The sequence below is a fragment of the Oculatella sp. FACHB-28 genome, from assembly GCF_014696015.1.
Classification (GTDB): Bacteria; Cyanobacteriota; Cyanobacteriia; order Elainellales; family Elainellaceae; genus JAAUTN01.
Genome location: NZ_JACJPJ010000063.1, coordinates 1 through 15209, shown reverse-complemented (window position 1 = coordinate 15209; position 15209 = coordinate 1). Strand labels below are relative to the sequence as shown.

Genomic DNA, 15209 nt, shown 5'->3' with positions numbered 1-15209 from the left:
ATCGTTGGTTTTGAGTATTCCAACCTAAAAAACAGGAATAAATGCCTATAGCAGGATGTAAAAACTCAAGTTCAATGATTTGATACTGCTCAGTCCTTCTACTCCGAGAGGTGGAATAGGTTGCCGTGATGACAGATTGGTCTTTTTCTCAGCGTCCATCTATCCCAGTTCGGGTGCTGCAAGCGATTAACAAGGAGCGCGTGCCATTTCTGCTCACGCTGACACTGCTCTTGGGAGTGGGAACCGTGCTAACGCGCCTGCCTGAACGAGTTTATGAGTCAAAGTCTACGCTGCTCATTCAGGCTCCGGCGACGAGTACCCGGTTAATTAGTCCAGGAGAGCAGCCTACGGTGGTAGGCGAACTAGATGCCGTGGGCGATCGCGTCAGTCCAGTCAACAACCAGGTGGCGCTGCTAAAGTCTCGCCCGGTGTACGACCTGGCTTTAGAACGGTTGAACTTGAGTTCCTCGGATGCGCCCTATGGCAATCTCCAGGTAAAAGGAGTGGAGGGAACTGACCTGGTCGAGGTGTCTTACCAGTCAGACTCGCCGGAACTCGCTGCCGACGTGGTGAAAGCTGTGGTTGAGGTTTACATGGAGCAGAACCTCAGCGCCAACCGGGAACAAGGCTCTCAAGCCCGCCAGTTTATCCAAAGTCAGCTAGACAGCTTACAAGGTGAGCTAGCCCAAGCCCGCGATCGCCTGGAGAATTTTCAAACCAGTAGCGGATTCCTTGGCACAACGGTTGAGACGGATGCGATCACAGAATCGCTCAGCGAATTTGCCAGTCAGGTCGCCGCAGCACGGGCAGAGCTTTCTGCAACGGAGCAAAGAATTGCCCAAATGAGAACTCAGCTTTCGGGCGATCCGTTGACGACGCTGAATGCAGCCGGGGTGAGCCAAGATCCGGCTTACCAGGAATTGCAATCGCAGTTGGTTGAGGCGCAGGGGCAACTGGCTGACTATGAGAATCGGTTCACCGAGAATGACCCCTATGTGGTCAGCGCCAGGGAAAGACGCGATCGCATTCAAGCCTTGATGAATCAGCGGTCAGAACAGTTATTAGGACAACAGACGCCTCAGCAGCCCGTTGACCCGATTCGCCAACGCTTGGTCGAGCAGTGGTTTACGCTTCAGGCGGAGCGATCGGCTCAGGCGGCACGATTGGCTCAACTAACTCAGCAATATAACCAGCTTCAGGCGCGTTCTCGCCAGTTGCCGGAGCTGATTAAACAGCAGTCGCAGCTTCAGCTTGATGCAGAATTGGCGGAACAGGAATATCGCACCTTTGAGCAGCAATACACCGCAACCCGAATTGCCGAACAGCAAGAAGTCAGCAATGTACGGGTGGTCGAGCCTGCTGCCGTGAACAATAACCCGATCGCCCCCAATGACAAACTGCTGTTAGCGCTGGTGGTAGTCGTGAGTACGGCGATCGCCCTGGCGCTGGTTTGGCTGTTGCGATCGCGCAGCGATTCCCTAGAGGAAACCCGGGATCTGAAGCAAATTTTGCCGCTACCGATTTTGGCAACCATTCCTCGACGTGGCAATGGCAGATTGAACCATGAGGAATCGCTAGACCACCAGCCACTCTCACATAGCTATCGCTTGTTGCAAGCTCACATGCGAATGCTGCCGCAGCAGGTACGGGCGATCGCCATCTGTAGCTGGGCACCGCAGGAAGGGCGATCGTCGGTGGCGCATAACCTGGCGCTGGTCGAGGCAAAGTCGGGTCAGCGAGTCTTGCTGATTGATGCCCATCGTCGTCCCAGTCCTGCTTACGCTCCATTGCTAGCTGCTAGGTCCAATGACACAAACGGCTCTCCTTCTTGGCAAAGCACGGTGCAAAAGGTGCTGCCTGGGTTTGATGTGCTGCCTCAAGTTACTGCCAGCCTGACGACCAACTATCGAGATTGGCTGGTGCTGCTGGATCAGGCACGGGAGCGCTATGACCTGGTGATTTTAGACTGTCCGCCTGCTTGCCAAAATGCCGATGCCGCATTGCTTGCCTCCCTTTCAGATGGCGTACTGTGGGTGGTTTACCCCGATCTGCTAGGTCGTCAAGGCGTAGAAGCCGCAGCGGAAACCCTGCAAACCTGGAGTACTCGCCTGTTGGGTCAAGTGGTGATTGGGGTAGAAGAACCCTTGCCTACCGCCATGTCCGACTCCAGCCGCTATTTGGTTGGCAGCGAAGTTTGAGGGAGGCACGATGAGGCTTAGCCCAGAAGATTTACCCTCTAAAGCGCTGCTGAGCTCTGTTGCTTCGCCGGTTTGGATACCGCAAGCCAGGGTAGAGCGATCGCACACTGACCTCTTCGCCGAAAAGATGGTCTTCTGGACGATCGCCCTGGTGCCGCTGTGGTGGATTTTAGGAATTCAGGTATTTGTCTACCCTACAGTCGGCTGGTATTTGCTTTATCGCAGTCTTCAGCGTCCTAGTCGTGTTACCTTGCCATTTGGCTGGCAGATGTGGTGCCTGTATGCGGGCGTTTGGCTGGTGGCGATCGTCCTCAACCTGTGGACGGGCGGTGCAGAATTAGGACGCAGCGTCACCGCAACGGGCTCAATCCTGGGTGTGTGGCTGCTGACGGTAGCAGTCTGGTATGCGATGCGGCAGCTGAATGTACGCTATCGCGTCATCGTCCGAGCGATCTGCATCGTCGGTGTTTGTCAGCTTGCAGCGGTTGTGTTTGGCGAGATTTACAAGCAGCTGACAGGCAGCATTCCTGAAACCCAAAGCTTACTGATCACGCTTGTACCGTCTATGCCTGCTGATATCTTTTTTGAAGCACGGCTCTATAACTACGAGCAACTAGAATGGGACGCTGAACCCGTAACGCGACTGCGATCTTTCTATTACTGGGCACCGTTGGCGGGTACGATGAGCATCTTTGTCTGCATGGGGTCTTTAGTGGAACGCGATCGCCTGCTCCGCTGGCTCAGCATTGCGGGAGGACTCATCACCATTCTGCTAGCTGCCGGACGCGCCGCCCAGGTGGGCATCGTTCTTGCCGCATTCATCGCTATCTGGCTAGGCAGTCGCGAAGGCAGACGAGCCTTACTGTGGTGTGCTCCCGTTCTGGGAATTGCCTCGCCCATCATTATCAGTAAGCTGTACGACTACTTCTTTAACTACCGCAGCGACTCCACCTCGGGACGATTAGCCCTCTATGAGGAAACCTTTCAAGCATTCACTAACTCGCCCTGGATCGGCTTTGGCGCACAGGGACGCTCCCAAGTGCTAGATGTACCGCTGGGGTCGCACTCTCAGCTTTATTCCACGCTTTACCAAACCGGACTGATTGGCTGCTTTGTCCTAGCCGTCGCCTGGATTGCCATCAGCTTTTCTATCTATCGCCTGGTGCGTCAGCAGCCTAGCCTTTCCCCCACCCTCGGAGCCTGGGCTGGCTTATCCCTCGCCATGCTGACCGGGGAACTAGCCGCCGCCAGCGTCACCGTCTTTGTCTTCGCCGCCTGGCTCGGCTGCGCTTGGAACTGGGCAGATCGACAAGTGCAGCAGGTACCCTGGTCAGCCGCTACCCTGGCTGAGCCGCTGACTCCTTGGGAGAGCTTTGGGCGTTGGTGGGGGGGAAAGGGCTAGGGTTACTCTGTTAATCCCTAACTCTATGCCGAGATAGCTCTAGTCCTAACACTTCCCTAGCCCCCAATTTCCAGCCCCTTACATTGAAATTTCTACACTCCCTAGCCCCTAGCCCCCAGCCCCTTCCCCCTCTAGCCCCCAGTCCCTAATCCCTTTGTAATCTACCAACCGGAGAACTCTAAATGATTAAACGCAGAGTAGCCCTGGGACTTTTAGGTGGAGCGATCGCTGGACTGTCGGCTCAGTGCCGTAGCAGTCAGCCGCTCGTGCAAAAATCCTTGGCGCAAACTGTTCAATCCCTTTCCCCAACAGCAGAGTTTCTCGGTCTGAATGTGGGTACAGAACTCAACTGGACAAACTGGCGCGACAAACTGCTGCCGCTTTACCAGTCCGCTGGAATCCGCTGGCTGCGGGTGTGGTACAACTGGGCGACGCTAGAATCTGTGCGCGGTCGATATGACAGCGAACTGACGCTGGAGTCTTTGCAGCTAGCCAAAAACATGGGCTTCAAAATCCTGTTTGTCGTTTGGGGAACGCCAGCCTTTGCTGGAAATGGCGAACTGAGTGCCGTACCCAATGCCCCCGACTGGGTGCGCTACTGCAACTGGCTAAGAAGCAACATGGCAGGGCTGGTCGATGCCTGGGAAATTGGCAACGAGCCAAACCTGGACAAATATCACCAGGGAACTCCCGCTAGCTATGTGCAACTGCTGTCGAGTGCCAATCAGGTATTGCGTCAGTCAGCCCCGGTGATCGCGGCTGGCCCCAGCGGCGCGTCCACTGAAGAATATTGGCAGGCGTTGCTCGATAGCGGGCTAGAGCAGCATTGCGATCGCGTCAACATTCACCCCTACCGCGTTCGCTCTGACGAAGTGATCGAAGTCGTCGATCGCTTCCTACGTCGCGTCAACAAACCGCTCTGGATTACCGAGTTGGGACGCTCTACGGATGATGGTGGCGAACGGCTCAAAGCAGAATTTCTCACTAATGTCATGCCCCGTTTGTCACAACGGGCGGAGAAAGTCTTCTGGTATCGCAGCATTCAAGGTGAAGGACTGCACCCCATGAGCTACGGCTTGATTGAAGCAGATGAAGACTCCGGCAGGGTCAAAACCTTGCCTGCCTATTCTGCCTACAACCGCTACGCTCAAGCGCTGACGACTAACGCCACACAAGCAAACCTGTCACAGCCCTAAAACGACCTCCCTAGCTCTTGTCCAGCCCCGGCTTGAGCAAAACACCCATGCCCTGTCCAGCAGCCCTAATCAGGAAAGAGTTAGGAGATGAAAGCCGATTGCAAGTTCATCAACACAACCTCATCTTTTGACACCACTTGAATCTAAAGATGTTGCGGATTTGCGTAGGGGCGCACCGCAGTGCGCCCTTACAACGAGGAAAAATAACCAACGACCATTGCTGAATTGCTCCCGACTATTACCGAATCATTCCCGACCATCGCTGAATCGTTCCTGACCACTGCTGAATCATTCCCAATTACAGAAAGATCATTCTTGACCCCGTGTAGCAGTCCCGTAGGTTGGGTGGAGCGAATGCGGAACCCAACAAAATCCAGACAGATGTTGGGTTTCGCTTTGCTTTATCCAACCTACTTCTGAAACTTTCCTATCGATAGATTGAGACGACAGGTTGAGACAACGTAGGTTCCTATAATGACAATGCCACCCGACCCATCTCCCCATCCTGTGCAGTCCCAGGCAGAAATTTCTACCCAAATGCCGATGATTTCGGTGATTGTTCCGGTCTACAACGGTGAAGTTTTGCTGCCGCTTTTACTCCAGTCACTTTCCCGGTTGGAATATCCATCAGACCGTTTGGAAATTTTGATCGTGAACAACAACTCCAGCGATCGCACCGCCGAGATCTTGGCTGAATTCCCGTCTGCTGCTTCCTTCACTGCCCTATTTGAACCGAGTCCCGGTGCCGGAACTGCCCGCAATGCCGGAATTCGACAGGCGAAGGGAGAGTTTTTGGCTTTCACTGATGCTGATTGTGTCGTCGATTCCAACTGGCTCAAGGACTTGTTGGCTGGCTTCACCAATGCCACGATTGGCGCAGTTGCAGGCACGCTCAAACCGCACACGCTGACTCATCCAGTGGAACGCTATGAGGCACTGCGGCTCAACTGTCCGGGACATCGGGCAGTCCATGTGTTTTTGCCTACCGCTGTAACCGCCAATGTGATGTATCGGGCAGACGTGTTTGCCCAAGTCGGGACATTCTTGGAATGTACAGGCGGTGAAGAGACTGACTTGAACTGGCGAATGCAGACCCAAACACCTTACCGAATTCACTTCTTGACGGAAGGCGGACTGGTCTGGCACCGCTACCGGGCTGACCTGAAAGCATTTTGCCGCACCCAGCACTATAAGGCTCGCACGCTAATCGACCTGCACCGCCGCTGGAATTTGCACGTGCCGACTGGACGCAAGGAGCTATTTAAGGCGGCGATCGCCCTTCCCAATTTCATCCCTACTGTGATTAAACACAGCCTGAAGCAGCGCGATCGCCTCTTGCAGGAGCCGGGGCGCGTCCTCTGGGAGGGCATTTGGGAAGCGAGGCTAGATTTATTAGTACCGTGGGAGCGCTACCGGGGAATTCGGGAAGGACTGCGGCTCCAGGCACCTCCAAGTCAAGACACCTCTCAAAACATTCCTATGCAGCAACTGTCAGGAGGGTAAACCGATGGCACTGCCCGTCACACCTACGAAACCCGTAGCGATCGATCGGACAAATCCGAAAATTCTGCACATCGTCGGCGACAAAAAAATGGGTGGCGTGAAGTCTACCTTGGGCGGCTTAGTTAACTCTGAGCTGGCAGAACTGTTTGACTTCACCGTTTCCTCGATCGCTTCCGATCCAACACTAAGGGAAAACTGGCGATCGCAGCCCGATTTGATCGTCTGCCATCACCCGCTGCGGCTTAAGGTGTTGCCCCACTTGATCTTGATGAAATGGCTTAACCCTCACGCCAAAGTGCTGATCCATGAACATGGCTATTCTCAAGGCTACGAAACCTATAACGTGAAGGCGATCGCCCGCTTTCATACCATGCTCAAAATCTTTTATGGATTGGCTGACCAGGTCGCTGCTATCTCTCAGGCACAGGGGAACTGGATGCTGAAAAATCGGCTAGTTGCTGCCGAAAAGCTGAAAGTCATTACCCAATGTCCGCCGCTCCAGCGCTTCTTTGAAGTTGCACCCAAACCCGTTGGAAAATCTCTGGTTTTAGCTGCCTACGGTCGCTTCTGCGAACACAAAGGATTCGACGTTCTGATCAAAGCGCTTCAGCAAACTTCCGATCTTCCCGTCCAGCTTAAGCTTGCTGGAGAAGGACTGCTCGAAGCCGAATTACGCCAACTGGCAGCAGGGCTACCCAACGTGGAATTTGTTGGACGAGTAGACGATGTCCCTTACTTCCTGCAAACCTGTGATGCAGTCGTGATCCCCTCTCGCTGGGAGGCGTGGGGTAACGTTTGCCTGGAGGCAAAAGCCGCAGGCAGACCTGTAATCGCCTCAGACGTAGACGGCTTAACCGAACAGGTGCAGAACTGTGGACTATTAGTGCCGCCGGATGATCCCACCAAACTGGCAGAGGCGATCGCCCACCTCGTTTCCCTTCCTGCGGAACAGCTTGAAACCTGGGGACGTAACGGTCGCAATGCAGTCCAGGGCAGCAACGAACGCTACCTGGCAGAGTGGAAAACTCTCTTTCAGGAGGTGCTAGCAGGCTGATGCGAAAAGATGCGGCTAAAACTCCTGAACAGAATCCAAATCAGTACTTTGAAACCGAACACCTGAAAGCCAACATCAAGGGGCGATCGGTGCGGGGCGGCGCGATCACGATGGTGTCGCAAGCCTGCAAGTTTGTTTTGCAAACTGGCTCAACGGTAGTGCTGGCGCGGTTGCTGACTCCCGAAGACTATGGACTGTTTGGCATGGTTGCCGCTGTGACGGGCTTCATTAGCCTGTTCAAAGACCTGGGTTTATCGAAGGCAACCGTGCAGCGGGAAACGATCAACCAGGCGCAGGTGAGTACGCTGTTTTGGGTGAATGTGGGCGTGAGCTTGCTGCTGGCGTTTGTCACGGCTGCTATTGCTCCGGCGATCGCCTGGTTCTATGGTGAGCCGCGACTGATGGGGATTACGCTGGTGTTGGCGATCGGCTACTTCTTCGGTGGGCTAGCCGTACAGCATCAGGCATTGCTCAATCGTCAGATGCAGTTCACCGTCCTGGCGATCATTGACATTGCAGACATGGCGGTCGGCGTTCTCGTCGGCGTAGTTGCCGCCCTGATGGGATATGGCTTATGGGCACTGGTATTCATGCAGTTGGCAATGGGGTTTACCAACACGATCATGAGTTGGGCTGTTTGTGGTTGGCGACCCAGCCTGCCTTCCCGCAAAGCAGGCGTTCGCTCCATGCTCGCCTTTGGCGCAAACCTGACCGGCTTCAATGTGATCAACTACTTTGCCCGCAACGCTGACAATGTTTTGATTGGTCGCTTTTGGGGAGCGCAACAGCTTGGACTCTACACCAAGGCATACCAACTCTTGCTAATGCCGCTCTATCAGATCAACGCTCCCCTCACCCGTGTTGCAGTTCCCGCCTTGAGCCGTCTAGCCAGCACCCCCGAGCGCTACCGCCAGGCCTACCTGAAGATCCTGGGAGCCGTCTGCATTCTCACCATGCCGCTAATTGTCTATATGATTGGCACCGCTGACTGGCTGATGACTGTGGTGTTGGGTCCGCAGTGGGTCGAAGCAGGTAAACTGTTTGCACTGTTGGGCATCGTTGCCTGGACGCAGCCTGTTTCCAACACAACCGGATGGCTGTTTGTCACTCAAGATCGCACTCGCAAACAGTTGCAGTGGGGTATGGTGGGCAGCACGTTGTCGATTATTGCGATCGCCGCTGGGCTGCCCTGGGGTGCAATGGGCGTAGCCGCCTCCTACTCGATTAGCGGTTTGTTGATTCGCACGCCGCTGCTATTCTGGTTTGTCGGTCAAGAAGGCTTCGTTCGCACGGGTGACCTTTACCGCACCCTTGCCCCCTTCGCCTTCTCCGCGTTGGGAGCGTTATTGGGAATTGGCGCTCTGCGTTACTGGGTGGAAGTGCCCAGTCCTCTGTTGGGGTTAATCCTTGCAGCAGCCATCACCGTTATCACTACCGGATCAATTTTGCTGGCAATGCCTGCTGGACGTGCTGCCGTTCGAGATTTTCGAGATTTGTTAATTCCGCTGCTTTTCAAGAAGAATAAACCGATTTAGTTTTGGAGAATTCTGCTCAATCCATCAGGAGCCTTCGATGAAAATTCTCATCACCAACGTCGTCATGTTGAATACCGGAGATGCCGCCATTTTGATGGGGCTGATGTCCATTCTCAAGCAGGCGTTTGGCGCTGATGTGGAATTCGTGATTTATGACAGCAAGCCAGAAGTCTCCAGCAAATATTATCCGAAGTTAACCTTCAGACGCTGGGTTTACCTGGATCGGCGCAAGTTTCGCCAACTGGGGGGGTGGAGCGATCGCCTTCAGCAAATCAACCAAAACTACGTCCTCTTTGCTGCCTGGTGTTGGACGCATGGCTTCAAGCAAATTACCAAAGCCTTGCTCTCTCCCAACGAACTCAGAGCCTTAGTGGAATATGCTTCTGCCGACTTAATTGTGAGTACAGGCGGGACGTACCTGGTCGAGAACTATTCCCTGGAAAAACGTATCTTTGACTTTCAATTTTCTTTGCTGCTCAAAAAACCTCTGATGCTGTTTACCCAGTCTCTAGGTCCATTCAGCAATCCGGTTTATCAGACAGAGCTACAAAAGATATTTAACGAAGCAGCTTTGATTTTGCTGCGCGATCGCGCCTCCCTCAAACATCTAGAAGAAATTAAGGTTGATACTCAGAACAGCCACGTTAGCTCTGACGCAGCCTTTGCTCTGGCCCAACCGGAGGCAATTCAAAATCCTCAATCTGTACCCAAAAACTCTTGCCTCAAAGTTGCCATTTCATCTCGCCAGTGGTCGCACTTCAAACACATTGATTCTAAATTTGGGATGCGAAAGTATCAGGAATCGCTCAGCAAGGCAACCGAATATTTGGTTGAACAGCACGGAGCCGAAGTCACCTTCCTCTCAACCTGTCAGGGCATTCCTCAATACTGGACAGACGATTCCAAGGTCGGTGAAGAAATTGCCGCAATGGTGCCCGACTCCATTCGGCAACACGTCCAGGTAGACCATCAGTTTCGCCCTCCCGAAGCTCTGCTAGAACAGCTAAAAACCTACGACTTTGTCATTGCTACCCGAATGCATATGGCAATTCTCGCTCTAGCCGCAGGAACTCCCGTGCTGCCGATCGCCTACGAATTTAAAACTCGTGAATTGTTCGACCGATTGCAGCTAGGCAAATGGGTTCACGACATCGAACTGATTGAGCCAGAGGAGTTTACGCAGTCCGTAGAAGCGTTTATCCAGGCAATTCCTGAGATTCGTCAAACTCTCGCAGTGGGCGTAATCAAGGAGCAGCAACAGGCGTTGGCAGCGGGGGCGATCGCCAAGCAAGCATTAGAGAAATGGCAATCCAAACAGGGGAATCCGAGCAGTGGCAATCTAGGAGGTAAACCATGAGCGGTAAGCCGATGAAATTTGCGTTCGTCGTCGGACAATTTCCCGTCATGTCCGAAACCTTCATCCTCAACCAAATCACCGGACTAATCGACCGGGGACACCAGGTAGACATCTACACGCCCCAGCGTCGGGCTGCATCCGTGATGCAAACTGATGTCGAAAAGTATAGTTTGCTGGCGCATACCTACAGCCCAATTCCGATGCCATCCAGCTTACCGATGCGGCTGGTTCAAGGACTAAAGTTGATTGCAACTCACTTTCCCAAAGATCCTAAAGCCACTTTGAACCTGCTTAACGTCGCCAAATATGGTGGACGCGCTGCCTCACTCTGGCAGTTTTACACCGCCGCACCGCTGCTCGGACGCGGACCCTACGATGCGATCCACTGTCACTTTGGACCATCAGGCTTGAAAGGAGCCTTGTTGCGAGAACTAGGAGTCTTGCAAGGCAAACTGATCACGACCTTTCACGGCTCCGATATCACGACTTATTTGAAGGAGAAGGGCGATCGCGCCTACGACCCACTTTTTCAGGCAGGAGACCTATTCCTCCCGATCAGCGAACACTGGAAACAGCAATTACTTAAGCTAGGCTGCGACGAAGGCAAAATCGTGGTGCATCACATGGGCATCGACTGCGACAAATTTTCCTTCGCACCCCGGATTCTGAAAGAGGGCGATCCCATTCGCCTCATCACCATCTGTCGCCTCGTTGAAAAAAAAGGAGTCGAATATGGCATTCGCGCTGTCGCCCAACTCGTCAACACTCGCCCCCATCTCAAACCCCGACTCGAATACAACATTGCAGGCGACGGTCCGCTCAAAGCCAACCTGGAAAACCTGATTCAGGAATTAGAAGTTGGTGATACCGTCAAACTCTTGGGTTGGAAACAGCAGCAAGACCTGATTGAACTGCTCGACCAGTCCCACATCTTGCTTGCCCCCAGTGTCACCAGTCACGATGGCAACCAGGAAGGCATCCCCGTTGCCCTCATGGAAGCCATGGCCAGAGGACTACCCGTGATCAGCAGCCTACACAGCGGCATTCCTGAACTGATTGAAAACGGCAAATCCGGCTTCCTCGTCCCCGAAAGAGATGTTGACGGACTCGCTGCCAAACTAGACCACCTGATTCAACATCCCGAAATCTGGCCCGACCTTGGCAAAGCCGGGCGCATTCACGTCGAGCAGCACTTCAATATCAAAAAGCTGAACGACCGATTAGTTGAACTTTCTCAGTAAACTCAATACTCAATAAAGGAGGTTGCCGTGTCCCCTTGAACTTTTTAGAGCTTGGTAGTTAGGCATCAATAGACTTCATCATGGGAGCCAAGGTTAAGCAATAAAATGAATTCTTCCTCTTCCTCAGGATTCTCCACGAACTCAAACAAAATCCGAAGCTTATAGTCGATTGAGCAAGACCAAATACCAGATAAATCTCCTGTCAACTTATGAGTTTGCAACTGAGATGAAATGGATCTTCAGCAAGCTGATTTAACGTTTGCTCGATCAAGGGGCGAAGCTGAGGATTTCGCTGAATCAAACGCTTGAAAACACGTAGAGATTTTGGCGTCCACCCAATTGCTCTCAATCGTCCAACTCCGCCAAGAAATCAGTAACCGTTCCAAACTGAACATTTCCCTGAGCATACTCTTGACGAACTTCAGAAACTTCCTGCACCAAGACCTTCTGCCGATGACTTGCCAATCGCTTATGCAAAACATCCAAAAGCATTTCTTGATCTTCTATTGACAGTGCTTCTACAGCATCGATTGCTTGTTGAAAAGAAGTTTTATGTGTCATAGCCTACAGCCAATCAGTTGTCAGAAATAGAAAAAACTTGTTTTTATCAAGTCTAACCTTATGAGCAATCGATACAGAGAAGTTAATTAATTCGCAAACAGCTTCATCTAATGCTCAGGTATTCAAGATCTCATTATTCAGGAGCGGTTGAATTTGTGACTCAGAAACAATAAGTACTGCTATGGTTTCTCCTACAGAATTAAACACCTCTAAACTGTAGCCATCTTCCCCATCTTTTACCAGGTGATGCTCTATCACTGTCGCAATATCGCCCTGTTTCAGCTTGTAGTGTGGAAAATCTTCCTGTAGTGCCACCCGACTAAACAACTCAAATGCCATCACTTAACCTCCTTATCTAGATCAAGCACTATGAGAATCGCCTTTATCGTCAATCGTTTCCCTCTTCTCTCAGAAACTTTTATCCTGAATCAGATTGTTGGCTGCATCGATCGCGGTCATGAAGTAGACATCTATGGCATCAAACCCGCCGACCTATCCAAACTGCATCCCGATGTTATCCAATACAACCTGTTAGAACGAACTCACTATCGCGATCGCATTCCCCAAAATCGGGTAAAAGAAATTGCCAAAGGGATAAAACTGGTGCTGACTGACGGGTTTAAGAATCCGGCTGTGGCTTGGCGATCGCTCAATCCTTCCAAATATCGCGAACACCCTGAACTGCTCTCCCTGATTTACGCCACAATGCCCTCGCTCGGTAAACCGCCCTACGACATCATTCACTGTCAATTTGGCAACCTGGGCTTATTGGGAATGGCGCTGCGAGACATCGGTGCGATTCAAGGAAAACTGATCACCACCTTTCGCGGTAACGACATTAGTGAATACGTTCGGCAACATGGTGAACATGTTTATGATCAGCTATTCCAGAAAGGTGACTTTTTTCTCACTAACTGCGACTTCTTCAGAAATCGGTTACTCAAACTCGGCTGCGATCCCGAAAAAGTTCTGGTTCATCGCTCCGGGATAGACTGCGATCGCTTCTTCTTTCAGCCGCGCAGCCTTTCCCCCGGTGAACAGGTTCGCATTGTTACCACAGGGCGACTGGTGGAGAAAAAGGGGATCGAGTATGTAGTGAGAGCGATCGCCAAATTGAGCAAAACTCATCCCAACATCAAATACGACGTAATTGGTGATGGTCCGCTGAGAGAGAGCCTCCAACAATTAATTCAAGACTTGAACGTCAGCAAATTTGTTGAACTGCTGGGTTGGAAACAAGAACGGGAGTTAATCGAAATCCTCGATCGCTCCCACATCATGGTTGCCCCCAGCATCAGTAGCCGGAACGGAGATCAGGATGCGCCCGTCAACGTGCTTAAAGAAGCAATGGCGATGGGCTTACCCGTCATCGGCACCCAGCACGGCGGCATTCCAGAATTAATCGAAGACGGCAAATCTGGCTTTCTGGTTGCCGAACGTGATGTTGATTCCTTAGCAGATCGCCTGGAATTCCTGGTGACGCACCCAGACCAATGGATAGAGATGGGAAAAGCTGGGCGTGCCTACGTCGAAACTCACTACAACAAAGAAACGCTGAACGATCGCCTCGTTGAAATCTACCAAAGCGTGAAATCTACCAGCCCATGATGTCTTAACCTCAACCCTAACTCTACTGCCTTCAGTGAGAACTATGCCTGGAACCACCTTTTACCCCGTTAGCCGATTTGACAAGATCGCTCCCATGCAGCTACATCTATCCATGTGCTTCAGCATGGATACCCGCACAGCCTTGGAAAATAGTTTGACTAAAATGGTGCAACCTAGAGTTTCAGTTATCGTACCGATTTATAACGGCGAACAGGACGTGCCCGATCTGGTCAAATGCCTCCAGGCACAGACCTATCCTGCCGATCGCGTCGAATATTTGCTGGTTGATAATGCCAGTAGCGATCGCACTGCCGAGATCATCAAAGCCGTCGAAACCGAATCTCAGGAACGGGGCATTACCTTACGCTACATCAGCGAAACCGATATTCAAAGCTCCTATGCCGCTCGCAACAAAGGCATTCGAGCCTCTACCGGAGAAGTTTTGGCTTTCACCGATGCCGACTGCCGCCCCAAACCGAACTGGCTAGAGTCACTGGTCAACGCTTTTGAAGATGAGAAGGTAGGCTTAGTCGTCGGGGCGATCGAAGCCCTGCCCGGTCAATCACTTTTGGAACAATACGCTGCCCGCAAAAAAATTCTGTCCCACGAAACCGCTCTGGTACATCCCTTCTGCCCCTTCGGGAAAACCGCGAATTTGGCTACCCGTCGCACCGTGTTATCCGAAGTCGGGCTGTTTCGCTCTCACCTGACCACGGGCGGCGATGCAGACTTTTGCTGGCGAGTGCAGCGTCAGAGCAACTGGAAGTTTAAGTTTACCGAGAAGGCGATCGTTCAGCACCGTCACCGCACGACCCTACCTGATTTGATTAGCCAGTTTCGCCGCTACGGTCGCTCTAACCGCTACCTGCATGAACTGCACGGCATCGACCTGATGAAGGAACTGAAGTTTTATCAATATGGCTATCGGCTCAGTCGTTGGTTAGTTAAAGAACTTCCCTCAGCAGGGATCAAAGCACTTCTGGGTAAAGCTGCCCTAGTTGATCTCGTCATTCCACCCATTTACCTGATTACCGTTCGCGCTCAGGTTGAAGGGCAACGAGAAGCCAAACTGCCAGAGAAAGCCTTACAAATTGAATACTTGTAACGTCGTTCTGCTTAAAGTTAGCTTTGTGAAGACTCGCTCGTTTGCTGTTGAAGTTGCTGAACTTCCTCAATCAACAGTCCTGTCGCAGAAGCAATCAGGCTGATAAATAAACCTTCTCGTAAAAGATTGAGGGCGATCGCTCGCCTCTCTCAACTTTGGGTCGAGCGGTAAATAGTGGATTCTTGCATGATATTTACTATAAATACGCGATTAATGCTGGCGATCGCTCTCAAACGATGGAAGTGCGATCGCCATCTTGTAGGGTGCGTCATGACGCACCTGCAAACATGTATCACTATAATCAAAACGGTTGCTGAACCATGACAAAATGGTGCGGATACTGTTGGCGAACCCTGACTGGGATCACATTGGTTATCCTAAAGAGCAATTTCCTTTGAGTCTTGAAAGGTGAATTGCGATGTCCCTAGCATTTGAGCCAATTCCTCCTG

13 protein-coding genes and 1 pseudogene are annotated in these 15209 nt (G+C 52.1%); 10 read left to right on the top strand and 4 right to left on the bottom strand.

The window, feature by feature from the left end; translation table 11 throughout:
- Positions 1 to 128: 128 nt before the first annotated feature.
- The 8 genes from H6F88_RS13350 (at position 129) to H6F88_RS13315 (ending at position 11486) form a co-directional block, all read left to right on the top strand.
- Positions 129 to 2198 (top strand): GNVR domain-containing protein, encoded by a 2070-nt coding sequence (locus H6F88_RS13350; protein WP_206756444.1) that lies wholly within the window; start codon positions 129 to 131, stop codon positions 2196 to 2198.
- Positions 2199 to 2208: 10 nt separating this feature from the next.
- A complete protein-coding gene (locus tag H6F88_RS13345) occupies positions 2209 to 3600 on the top strand; it encodes an O-antigen ligase family protein (protein ID WP_190643241.1) in 1392 nt (463 codons plus the stop codon).
- Between the two features lie 182 nt (positions 3601 to 3782).
- Complete coding sequence (locus tag H6F88_RS13340) at positions 3783 to 4796, top strand: glycosyl hydrolase (RefSeq protein ID WP_190643240.1); 1014 nt, start codon at positions 3783 to 3785, stop codon at positions 4794 to 4796.
- Positions 4797 to 5270: 474 nt separating this feature from the next.
- Positions 5271 to 6299, top strand: a complete 1029-nt coding sequence (locus H6F88_RS13335) for a glycosyltransferase (RefSeq protein ID WP_190643239.1) — start codon at positions 5271 to 5273, stop codon at positions 6297 to 6299.
- A 4-nt stretch (positions 6300 to 6303) separates the two neighbouring features.
- Positions 6304 to 7353 (top strand): glycosyltransferase family 4 protein, encoded by a 1050-nt coding sequence (locus H6F88_RS13330; protein WP_190643238.1) that lies wholly within the window; start codon positions 6304 to 6306, stop codon positions 7351 to 7353.
- Positions 7353 to 8888 (top strand): lipopolysaccharide biosynthesis protein, encoded by a 1536-nt coding sequence (locus tag H6F88_RS13325; RefSeq protein WP_190643237.1) that lies wholly within the window; start codon positions 7353 to 7355, stop codon positions 8886 to 8888. Before H6F88_RS13330 ends, H6F88_RS13325 begins: the two co-directional genes overlap by 1 nt.
- A gap of 37 nt (positions 8889 to 8925) precedes the next feature.
- On the top strand, positions 8926 to 10245 hold the full coding sequence (locus H6F88_RS13320) for a polysaccharide pyruvyl transferase family protein (protein WP_190643236.1): 1320 nt from the start codon (positions 8926 to 8928) through the stop codon (positions 10243 to 10245).
- Positions 10242 to 11486, top strand: coding sequence for a glycosyltransferase (locus H6F88_RS13315; protein WP_242050538.1), 1245 nt, complete (start codon positions 10242 to 10244; stop codon positions 11484 to 11486). Before H6F88_RS13320 ends, H6F88_RS13315 begins: the two co-directional genes overlap by 4 nt.
- A 65-nt stretch (positions 11487 to 11551) precedes the next feature.
- Here H6F88_RS13315 and H6F88_RS34460 read toward each other — a convergent pair.
- From H6F88_RS34460 to H6F88_RS13305, 3 genes and pseudogenes are all read right to left on the bottom strand, one after another.
- A pseudogene (locus H6F88_RS34460) lies at positions 11552 to 11835 on the bottom strand (type II toxin-antitoxin system mRNA interferase toxin, RelE/StbE family).
- On the bottom strand, positions 11832 to 12047 hold the full coding sequence (locus tag H6F88_RS13310; protein ID WP_190643235.1) for a hypothetical protein: 216 nt from the start codon (positions 12045 to 12047) through the stop codon (positions 11832 to 11834). Before H6F88_RS13310 ends, H6F88_RS34460 begins: the two are co-directional and overlap by 4 nt.
- Positions 12048 to 12161: 114 nt before the next feature.
- Positions 12162 to 12386 carry a DUF4926 domain-containing protein gene (locus H6F88_RS13305; protein WP_190643234.1) on the bottom strand — a complete coding sequence of 75 codons (225 nt, stop codon included), beginning with the start codon at positions 12384 to 12386 and terminating at the stop codon, positions 12162 to 12164.
- Between the two features lie 30 nt (positions 12387 to 12416).
- Here H6F88_RS13305 and H6F88_RS13300 point away from each other — a divergent pair, with 30 nt between their 5' ends.
- Both H6F88_RS13300 and H6F88_RS13295 read left to right on the top strand, forming a co-directional pair.
- On the top strand, positions 12417 to 13655 hold the full coding sequence (locus tag H6F88_RS13300) for a glycosyltransferase (RefSeq protein WP_190643233.1): 1239 nt from the start codon (positions 12417 to 12419) through the stop codon (positions 13653 to 13655).
- 124 nt (positions 13656 to 13779) lie between these two features.
- The gene (locus H6F88_RS13295) at positions 13780 to 14760 is read left to right on the top strand and encodes a glycosyltransferase (protein ID WP_190643274.1); all 981 of its coding nucleotides are present in this window, start codon (positions 13780 to 13782) and stop codon (positions 14758 to 14760) included.
- A gap of 149 nt (positions 14761 to 14909) precedes the next feature.
- On the opposite strand, the gene H6F88_RS34010 is transcribed toward H6F88_RS13295, so the two are convergent.
- Entirely contained in the window at positions 14910 to 15032 is a 123-nt protein-coding gene (locus tag H6F88_RS34010) for a hypothetical protein (protein ID WP_277882177.1), read from the bottom strand.
- Positions 15033 to 15209 lie beyond the last annotated feature (177 nt).

Bases quoted from the DNA above. Each gene is read 5' to 3' on its own strand.
- H6F88_RS13300 (WP_190643233.1), top strand. From the start codon at position 12,417: ATGAGAATCGCCTTTATCGTCAATCGTTTCCCTCTTCTCTCAGAAACT.
- H6F88_RS13350 (WP_206756444.1), top strand. From the start codon at position 129: ATGACAGATTGGTCTTTTTCTCAGCGTCCATCTATCCCAGTTCGGGTG.
- H6F88_RS13335 (WP_190643239.1), top strand. From the start codon at position 5,271: ATGACAATGCCACCCGACCCATCTCCCCATCCTGTGCAGTCCCAGGCA.
- H6F88_RS13320 (WP_190643236.1), top strand. From the start codon at position 8,926: ATGAAAATTCTCATCACCAACGTCGTCATGTTGAATACCGGAGATGCC.
- H6F88_RS13310 (WP_190643235.1), bottom strand. From the start codon at position 12,047: ATGACACATAAAACTTCTTTTCAACAAGCAATCGATGCTGTAGAAGCA.
- H6F88_RS13305 (WP_190643234.1), bottom strand. From the start codon at position 12,386: ATGGCATTTGAGTTGTTTAGTCGGGTGGCACTACAGGAAGATTTTCCA.
- H6F88_RS34010 (WP_277882177.1), bottom strand. From the start codon at position 15,032: ATGACGCACCCTACAAGATGGCGATCGCACTTCCATCGTTTGAGAGCG.
- H6F88_RS13340 (WP_190643240.1), top strand. From the start codon at position 3,783: ATGATTAAACGCAGAGTAGCCCTGGGACTTTTAGGTGGAGCGATCGCT.
- H6F88_RS13315 (WP_242050538.1), top strand. From the start codon at position 10,242: ATGAGCGGTAAGCCGATGAAATTTGCGTTCGTCGTCGGACAATTTCCC.
- H6F88_RS13345 (WP_190643241.1), top strand. From the start codon at position 2,209: ATGAGGCTTAGCCCAGAAGATTTACCCTCTAAAGCGCTGCTGAGCTCT.
- H6F88_RS13295 (WP_190643274.1), top strand. From the start codon at position 13,780: ATGGATACCCGCACAGCCTTGGAAAATAGTTTGACTAAAATGGTGCAA.
- H6F88_RS13325 (WP_190643237.1), top strand. From the start codon at position 7,353: ATGCGAAAAGATGCGGCTAAAACTCCTGAACAGAATCCAAATCAGTAC.
- H6F88_RS13330 (WP_190643238.1), top strand. From the start codon at position 6,304: ATGGCACTGCCCGTCACACCTACGAAACCCGTAGCGATCGATCGGACA.